Below are 1063 nucleotides of genomic sequence, written 5' to 3' on the forward strand. Positions count from 1 at the left end.
CGGCTTCGGCTTCGGTGGGAGTGTCGCAGGTCTCGGTGAGGTGGACCTTGTATCCGAGCCAGAAAAGGTCGTCGCCCTTGGCCGCCCAGCGGGCATCGGGGTCGTAGGGGGAAGCCAGGCGGATATGGCCGGGCGGGACGCCCTCGTCGTCGGCGTCCCGCTTGGTGATCACCTCCCGTCCCCGGGTGTCGGTACGGATGCTGTAGGTCTGCACCAGGACCTGCCGCAGCAGGGCCACCGCCTCGATCTCACGGACCCACACCGGGGCAGTGTCCGACCAGGCCGCCCGGCACAAGGCCAGCGCGTCCTGGCCGAAGACCTGGGCGAGCCGGTCCCGCCTGGTCTTCGAGCCCGGCATCGTCCAGCCGTCAACGCGCGGCCCGTAGCGTTCGGCGAACTCTGCGACATCGACCACCCCGGCCAGCCAGGACGGCGCCGCCACCGCCAGGGCCTCCAGCGCGGCCCGCACACTCTCCCCGGCCAGCTCGGTGCGGTTCAGGTCACGGACCGCGCTGATCACGTGGGTGGAGTCGGTGCGCTGCTTGCCGCCGGCCTTGATCAGCCCGGCCTCGCGGCAGTGCTCGACGAGCCTGTCGAAGAGCGTTCGTTCCAGGCCGTGCCCGACCAGCCGGGCACGGAACTTCGACAACGCGGAGAAGTCGAAGCCGGCATCGGACAGCTCCGTCCCCAGCGCGTACTTCCACGACAGACGGTCCCGTGACGCGTCCGCGGCCTGCCGGTCGGTGAGGTTCTCGGTGAATTGCAGCACCGTCACCAGGGCGAGCAGCGCCGGGGACTGGGCGGGAGCCCCACGGCCGGCAAACGCATCGGTGAACAACGCGTCGTCGAAGACCTCAGCAAGGTGGTCACGCAGGCGCATGGGCAGGCTGCCACCGGGAAAGGCGGCGCGAGCCGTCCTGGCGGTCTGCTCAGGAACAGGCGGCAATCCCCCCGGCCGCATGGACACCGCACCAACCCCCTACGGCCGGGGCAGACAGAACGACCGCACCAACGATCATGCCGGGCCACCCCGCACCCCTGCAGGCAATTCAGCAACAGAGTC

Annotated in this window: 1 protein-coding gene; it reads right to left on the reverse strand. The window is 70.3% G+C overall.

The genetic code is table 11. The features are described from left to right. Positions 1-880, reverse strand: an 880-nt coding sequence (locus ACFV9M_RS42045; protein WP_385079934.1) for a transposase, incomplete at its 3' end; no start/stop codon positions are given. Positions 881-1063 lie beyond the last annotated feature (183 nt).

Origin of the sequence: Streptomyces sp. NPDC059895 (genome assembly GCF_042731035.1) — a bacterium.
Taxonomy (GTDB): Bacteria; Actinomycetota; Actinomycetes; order Streptomycetales; family Streptomycetaceae; genus Streptomyces.